At 73.9% G+C, this 6,851-nt stretch carries 3 protein-coding genes and 5 pseudogenes; 5 read left to right on the top strand and 3 right to left on the bottom strand.

Annotated elements, in window-relative coordinates:
- Positions 1–103 precede the first annotated feature (103 nt).
- The 3 genes and pseudogenes from ACFW6P_RS10045 to ACFW6P_RS10035 all read left to right on the top strand — a co-directional run bounded on the left by ACFW6P_RS10045 (position 104) and on the right by ACFW6P_RS10035 (position 1,019).
- Positions 104–511, top strand: coding sequence for a DUF6278 family protein (locus tag ACFW6P_RS10045; RefSeq protein WP_386354709.1), 408 nt, complete (start codon positions 104–106; stop codon positions 509–511).
- 167 nt (positions 512–678) lie between these two features.
- Positions 679–846: pseudogene (locus ACFW6P_RS10040) on the top strand (amino acid ABC transporter ATP-binding protein); the annotation flags it as partial.
- Between the two features lie 8 nt (positions 847–854).
- Positions 855–1,019: a hypothetical protein gene (locus tag ACFW6P_RS10035; RefSeq protein ID WP_386354712.1), complete on the top strand. Its 165-nt coding sequence runs from the start codon at positions 855–857 to the stop codon at positions 1,017–1,019.
- Between the two features lie 221 nt (positions 1,020–1,240).
- Here ACFW6P_RS10035 and ACFW6P_RS10030 read toward each other — a convergent pair.
- Both ACFW6P_RS10030 and ACFW6P_RS10025 read right to left on the bottom strand, forming a co-directional pair.
- Positions 1,241–2,184: pseudogene (locus ACFW6P_RS10030) on the bottom strand (CocE/NonD family hydrolase C-terminal non-catalytic domain-containing protein); the annotation flags it as partial.
- 1 nt (position 2,185) lies between these two features.
- Positions 2,186–2,386: pseudogene (locus ACFW6P_RS10025) on the bottom strand (hypothetical protein); the annotation flags it as partial.
- A gap of 104 nt (positions 2,387–2,490) precedes the next feature.
- Between ACFW6P_RS10025 and ggt the strand changes: the two are divergent.
- Positions 2,491–4,290 carry a gamma-glutamyltransferase gene (gene ggt / locus ACFW6P_RS10020; RefSeq protein ID WP_386354715.1) on the top strand — a complete coding sequence of 600 codons (1,800 nt, stop codon included), beginning with the start codon at positions 2,491–2,493 and terminating at the stop codon, positions 4,288–4,290.
- 37 nt (positions 4,291–4,327) lie between these two features.
- Here ggt and ACFW6P_RS10015 read toward each other — a convergent pair.
- A pseudogene (locus ACFW6P_RS10015) lies at positions 4,328–5,529 on the bottom strand (AAA family ATPase); the annotation flags it as partial.
- A gap of 317 nt (positions 5,530–5,846) precedes the next feature.
- Here ACFW6P_RS10015 and ACFW6P_RS10010 point away from each other — a divergent pair.
- Positions 5,847–6,851: pseudogene (locus ACFW6P_RS10010) on the top strand (hypothetical protein); the annotation flags it as partial.

The following is a 6,851-nucleotide window of genomic DNA, read 5'->3' as shown; positions in this document are numbered from 1 at the left end:
GACCCGTCAACGCGCCCCGCGAGAAGGCGGCGTGAACCCGACCGTCACGGGAGGTCCGCGCGCCCTGTGGTGGGTACGGCGGTCCGAATGACACGCTGGACGTATGGACATCCCTTTCCTGGGCAGGCGGCGCCAGAAGCTCGGGCTCCCCGATCCGACCGGCCTCGCGGAGCTCCTCGCCGAGTGCGAGCTGCTCCGCTCCCAGGCGTCCCGGGCGGGGGTCCGGCTGGACGACTCGGCGGCCTCCCTGGAGGCCCTGGACCAGCTGGTGCCGCGCTGGCGGGACGACGAGGACACCCTCGCCTGGCTCGGCAACGACGCAGGTCTCTACCTGGGCACCGTCATCGTGCGCACCGTCCCCGGTGCCGCCTGGGAGATCCGCCCCGACGGGCAGCCGGTCGTCCGGCTGGTCTCCGGACGGGAGTTCGACGTCGTGGACTGCGGGCACGAGTGGGCCGCGAACGGGGTGCCCGAGCTGTCCCAGCTGTACGCCGAAGTGGCCGAGTCCTGAGCGCGGTCGTGAGCCGAGTCACGCGCCCCCGGGCGCGCGAACCTCCGGCCCAACGTCCGGCGTACGTACGGCTAATGATCGAGAGGTGCGTGTCGTCGCACGCGGGGGGATCTCGCCTGGATACGTTGCGGCGACCACCACACAGCTGAGAGTGAGTAGGGCTGAGCATGGCCGTCGATCCGCTGATCGAGCTGCGTGACGTCGACAAACACGTCGGTGATCTCCGAGTCCGGCAGGGCGCGGACCTCACCGTGAACCGGGGGGAGGCCCTCGTGGACATCGGCCCGTCGGGGGCGGGCGGGCCGGCCCTGTGCCGGACGATCAGCCGGCCGGAGACATCACCATGATCGTCGTCACCCTTGGGAGGGGCGTCGCCGGCTCCGCCGCCGGCCGGGTCGTGCGCACGGCCGACGGCCGGACCGCCGAGGACCGCACGCCCGACGCGTCCTTCGGCCACCCTGGCTGCGACCAGGCCGAAGACCGCCTCTCCAGGATCCTCGAGCACTGAACGGGCGGGTACCGGACGGCCCGTCCGGCCGGACCTCGACTACGATGTTCCCTTCATCCCTGTCGGAGAGGGGGACTTCGCCAGATTCCGCCGATCCCGCCGGGGGTGAGCAGACCGCCCGCCCGGTCTGCGGGGCGTTCCCACCGGGTGCGGCCCCCTGGCCCGAAGGCCACGGGGGCGGCGGTCCACATCGGCCAGGCCCGTCCGGCAGCAGCCGGAGATCACTGCTCGCGCAGCGGAACCGACACGTACGACGGGTCACTCGCCGGCGAGGAGAAGGTCAGCTGCGCGCCGGACGGGTTGTGCTCGATGCAGAGCGGGTCGACCGTGTCGACGACCAGGGCGAGGCGATGCCCGGCCGGGACGTCGTAGGCCGTGGAGTACAGCTCCACGTCGACGCCGAACGCTTTCCGGGGGTGCGCCCGTGGAAGGTGTACGGCGCGTGGGTGACCAGCTTGCCGAGGCCGAGCGGCCCCACGTCGTCCAGGTACGCGACGAGGGTGCCGCTCTCCTTGGTCGGGGTGAGGGTGGTGTGCAGCCTGGCGGCCACGCGGACCTGCTGCGCCGCGGCGTACCGCTCCGACTGCCACACGGCCGCCCAGCGGCGGGGGAGCAGCGGGATCGAGGCCACCTGGGGCAGCTTGGCCACCTGGTCGAGGATGCTGGACAGGAAGACGACCCCGCCGTCCGCCCCGGAGCCGGCGTTCGCGCGGATGGTCCTGGAGTCCACCAGGGCGATCTTCCGCTCGTCCGCGCCGGCCGACTTCCCGTCCGGGTGACCCTCGTAGCCGCCGGACGTACGGGACGTGAGCTGGACGGGAGGTTCGCGGTCGAGGCCGTTGTCCTCGCCCCGCGGATGGTGGTCGAACCAGCGACGGGTGTACTTCCACACGTGGTTGGGCAGCCCGAACAGGCCGGTCAGCTCGGGGGTGGCGGGGTCCCCGAGCCGCATCTCCAGCCGCTTCGGGCCGCTCAGCTTCTCGTAGAAGTCGGCGTACTGGTGGGGCGGGAAGACCGAGTCGCCCCGGGCGTTGGCGAGCATGACCGCCGCGCCGCTGTCGTTGATCCGGTCGGCGTCGCTCGCAGCGGAACGCTTCTTTCGCCAGGCGACGAGCTCCGGCTCCTTCGCCAGGTCCGCACTGTGGAAGTCGTCGAAGACCTGCCGCGTAGCGCATCACCGCGAACTCCGGTCCCGCCGAACCCCGGTTCACCACCAGCAGGGACTCGGAGTTGTCCGGCAGCCCGAAGAACGCCTGCTTCCGGCGGAGCCTGCGCCGGTACAGGTACGTCCGGGCCGCCCAGCCGAGTGCGGCGCTGATGCCCGCCGCCATCACGCCCAGGACGACGTTGCGCACGTCGTCGTTCATGGGCGCGCATGGTAGCGGGCCGGGCGGACACGCGTTCGGCGTACACCTGACGAGGGCATGTCGATGAACTAGGCTGCGCTGACGGCCTTTGACTGGAGGTGCGGATGCGTCGCCCTGTGGCACGGAATCTGACGGTCCTGGCGGTGTCGGCCGCCGTGGTGGTCTCGGTGGGAGCGGCGGTGCCGCCCACCGCGCGCGGCACCGGCGGGGAGAAGACGCCCTCGGCCGTCGGCTACGGAGGCGCGGTCTCCAGCGTCGACCCGGACGCCTCGGCCGCCGGCATCGAGATCCTCAAGAAGGGCGGCAACGCCGTCGACGCGGCCGTCGCCACGGCCGCCGCGCTCGGCGTCACCGAGCCCTACTCGGCGGGCATCGGCGGAGGCGGCTACTTCGTCTACTACGACGCCGAGTCCCGCACGGTGCGCACCATCGACGGCCGCGAGACCGCCCCGCTGAGCGCCGACCGGAACCTGTTCGTCGAGGACGGCAGGCCCGTCCCCTTCGCCGAGGCCGTCAGCAGCGGCCTGAGTGTCGGCACGCCCGGCACGCCCGCCACCTGGCAGACCGCCCTCGACCGGTGGGGCAGCAAGCGGCTCGCCGGCGTCCTGAAGCCGGCCGAGCGGATCGCCCGCGAGGGCTTCACGGTCGACGAGACCTTCCGCGCGCAGACGGCCTCCAACGAGGCCCGCTTCCGCTCCTTCCCGGACACCGCCGAGCTGTTCCTGCCGGGCGGCGAACTGCCCGCCGTGGGCTCGACGTTCAAGAACCCCGACCTCGCGCGCACCTACGCGGAACTGGCGCGCAAGGGAGTCGGCGCGCTCTACCGCGGCGGCATCGGCCGGGACATCGTCGACACCGTCAACAAGCCGCCGGTGGACCCCGGCTCCGGGTGGAACGCCCGCCCGGGCGACCTGACCGCGAAGGACCTCGCGGCGTACCGCACCAAGCTCCAAACCCCCAGCCGGACCTCCTACCGGGGCCTCGGCGTCTACTCCATGGCGCCCTCCTCCTCCGGCGGCACGACGGTGGGCGAGGCGCTCAACATCCTGGAGCGGACCGACCTGTCGAAGGCGAGCCGGGCCCGGTACCTGCACCGGTTCATCGAGGCGAGCCGGATCGCGTTCGCGGACCGGGGCCGGTGGGTGGGCGACCCCGCCTTCGAGGACGTGCCCACGAGGGAACTGCTGTCGCAGCGGTTCGCCGACTCACGCGCCTGCCTCATCGAGGACGACGCGGTGCTCACGAGCCCCGTGGCGCCCGGGGATCCGCGCGACCCGAAGGCGTGCGACGCCGGCGGCACGGCCGCTCCCACGACCTACGAGGGTGACAGCACCACGCATCTGACCGTGGCCGACAAGTGGGGCAACGTCGTCTCCTACACGCTCACCATCGAGCAGACGGGCGGCAGCGGCATCACCGTGCCCGGGCGGGGCTTCCTCCTCAACAACGAGCTGACGGACTTCTCCTTCACCCCGGCCAACCCGGCCGTGCACGACCCGAACCTGCCGGGACCCGGGAAGCGGCCGCGGTCCTCCATGGCGCCGACGATCGTCCTCGACCGGCACGGCAAGCCCGTGGTGGCGCTGGGGTCGCCGGGCGGGGCGACGATCATCACGACCGTGCTGCAGACGCTCACCGGGTTCCTCGACCGGGGCATGCCGCTCGTCGACGCGATCGCCGCGCCCCGGGCCAGCCAGCGCAACGCCGCGCAGACGGAGCTGGAGCCCGGGCTCGACCCGGGCGTGCGGAAGCAGCTCGAGGCGATCGGGCACTCCTTCAAGGCCAACCCCGAGATCGGGGCGGCCACGGGGGTGCAGCGGCTGCCGGGCGGGAAGTGGCTCGCCGCCGCCGAGACCGTGCGGCGCGGTGGCGGGTCGGCCATGGTGGTGCGGCCGGCGCGTTGAGCGCCGGGTCCGGGAGGGCGGGGGTCGCCCGTGCGGCCCCCGCACCCCTACGGGGGCGCAGTGCCGAACGCGAGACGGCCGTCCGCCACGTGAAGTCGACCGTGCGGCCCTGGGAGTCGGTCAGCCGGCCGTCGTCGAGCACCTGGAGCAGGATGTTGAAGACGTCCGGGTGGGCCTTCTCGACCTCGTCCAGCAGCAGGAGCGAGTACGGGTGCCGGCGGACGACCTCGGTGAGCTGGCCCGCCTCCTCGTGGCCCACGTAGCCGGGCGGGGCGCCCACCAGGCGGCTGACGGTGTGGCGCTCCTGGTACTCGCTCATGTCGAGGCGGACCATGCGGTCCTCGCGCGGATCTCGCCCACGATGCTGTTCATCCGCTCCTCGAAGTCGCCCCGGTAGCGGGTGCCCGCGACCACGCCCGTGAGGTCCAGGGCGACCAGCCTGCGCCCGACCAGCACCTCGGGCACGTCCCCCTCGGAGATGCGCTGGGCCAGGCCCTCCACGACGGCGGTCTTGCCGACGCCCGCGTCACCGATCAGCACCGGGTTGTTGTTGCCGCGGCGGGAGAGGACCTCGACGGTCTGCTCGATCTCCTGGTCCCGGCCGATCACCGGGTCGATCCGGCCCTGCCGGGCCAGTTCCGTGAGGTCGCGGCCGTACTTGTCGAGCGTCGGCGTGTTCGTCACGCGCGGCCGCTCCGCCTGGGGAGGCTCCGGCGCCTCGGGCGGGCCCGAGGGGGCGAAGCGGGCCGCGTTCAGGATGTGCCCGGCGGCCGAGTCCGGGTTGGCGGCCAGCGCGCTGAGGACGTGCTCCGGGCCGATGCAGCCGTAGCCGCTGGCCCTGGCCATGTCGTGCGCGTCCAGCAGCGCCCGCTTGGCGGCCGGGGTGAGGGAGAGCGTGGTCGGCGGCGGGGCGTCGTCCGGGCTGTGTTGGGCCGGGCCCGACCGCTCGTCGATCCGGGACGCCAGGGAGTCGGGGTTCGCGCCCGCCCTGCTCAGCAGGGTCCGGGTGGGCTCGGTGGCGAGCGCCGCCCGCAACAGGTGCTCCGTGTCCAGGTCCCGGCTGCCGTGCTCCGCCGCGTACTGGGCGGCGCCGCGGACGAGTTCCCGGGCGGGCCGGCTGAGCAGCCGCCCGAGGTCGATCTGCCGGGGCCCTGGACGGAGTCCGCCGAAGAAGCGTGCGAGGAATTCTCCGAAGGGGTCCGAGCCGTAGCCATCCGGGCTGGTGAAGCCGCTGCTCATGGGCCTTCCGTCCCGGCGTCCCCGGCGCCCGGACGGGGGACGCCCTCGCTGGTCGACGTGCGGTGGTCGGGTAACCCGGGTGGCAGCGCGTTCCACCTGGGGCGCGCTCGTAGAACACCTTCGCACGATCGCCGCGGACGGGCACCTTCGGGGCATATGCCGTCACAGTGGGGCGTGCGCCCTGCGTGCGGAGGCTGCTGCCCCGTGTGTGCAAACTCCCTGTAGCACCGGCGTAACACACCTGGTGTTGCCTACTGCGCGGAGTGCTTCGGTCGGGCGGGAGCTGAGCGATGACGGCGGATCAACTCCCTCACGTGATGATGGAGTTCGCGAACTACCTGGACGGCCTGCTGGCGCGTCTCGACCCGTCCGGCGGGTGGTGCGCGGTGTTCTGGCAGCGGGATCCCGAGGGCGTGCGGGCCTGCCTCGACGGCCGCGAGGTGCCGCCCTGGGACGTGGTGGAGTCGCTGCTGCACGATCTCTCCGGGCGGTACGGACCCGGCGGCACCGGCCCGGAGACGGAACACGCCCGTCTGCTGCACACCGCCGCCCTGTACGCGTTCGACGACCGGCCCGGCGGCCGCGACGCCCTCGGCGACCAACTGGACCTCATGCTCCGCGAGCAGGAGTACGCCGCGGAACGCCAGGGCGGCCTGAGCCGGCGACTGGCCTCCGCCCCCACGCGCGAGCAGGCGGACGCCCTGCGCCTTGACCTGGCCTGGGCGCGCGACGACCACGAACGCGCGAGCGCGCGCTGCGCGGAACTGCGGGCACGCATCGCGCGCCTGGACCGGCCGGGACACCGGGTGCCGGGCGGGGACGCGGACGGGTACGCGGACGCGGGCAGGCGCCTCCCCGGCCCCGCCCAGCGGGCGGACCGGGGAGACGCGCGGGCCGCGCCGGAATCCCGGGGCGGCGGTACGGAGGAGGACGAGGGCAGGTCCGGCCCGGGGCCGGTGCCGTCGGTGGCAGGCGGCGCGGTGGCCTCTCGGCGCGGCCCGTCGACGGGCGGGTACACCTGGCAGGAGGCCGAGCCGGACAGCGGGGGAGCGGCCGCTACGCCCCTGGCCGGTCCGCGGCCCTCTTCCGGGCTGTCGGCCTCGGCCGCCCGATCGGCCCCTGGCGGGCAGGCGCCCGCGCCCGGGCATTCCGCTGCTCCCGGCTTTCCCGCCGCGGCCACGCCGACGCCCTGGACTCCAGCCGCCACGCCCCTGGCCGGTCCGCCGCCCTCTTCCGGGCTGTCGGCCTCGGCCGCCCGATCGGCCCCTGGCGGGCAGGCGCCCGCGCCCGGGCATTCCGCTGCTCCCGGCTTTCCCGCCGCG

The sequence above is a fragment of the Streptomyces sp. NPDC058741 genome (genome assembly GCF_042746715.1).
Classification (GTDB): Bacteria; Actinomycetota; Actinomycetes; order Streptomycetales; family Streptomycetaceae; genus Streptomyces.
Note: the sequence above shows the minus strand (reverse complement) of the source record. Positions and strands in the feature narration are given on the sequence as shown.

Coding starts and splice junctions, on each gene's coding strand:
- ACFW6P_RS10045 (WP_386354709.1), top strand. CDS start 104: ATGGACATCCCTTTCCTGGGCAGGCGGCGCCAGAAGCTCGGGCTCCCC.
- ACFW6P_RS10035 (WP_386354712.1), top strand. CDS start 855: ATGATCGTCGTCACCCTTGGGAGGGGCGTCGCCGGCTCCGCCGCCGGC.
- ggt (WP_386354715.1), top strand. CDS start 2,491: ATGCGTCGCCCTGTGGCACGGAATCTGACGGTCCTGGCGGTGTCGGCC.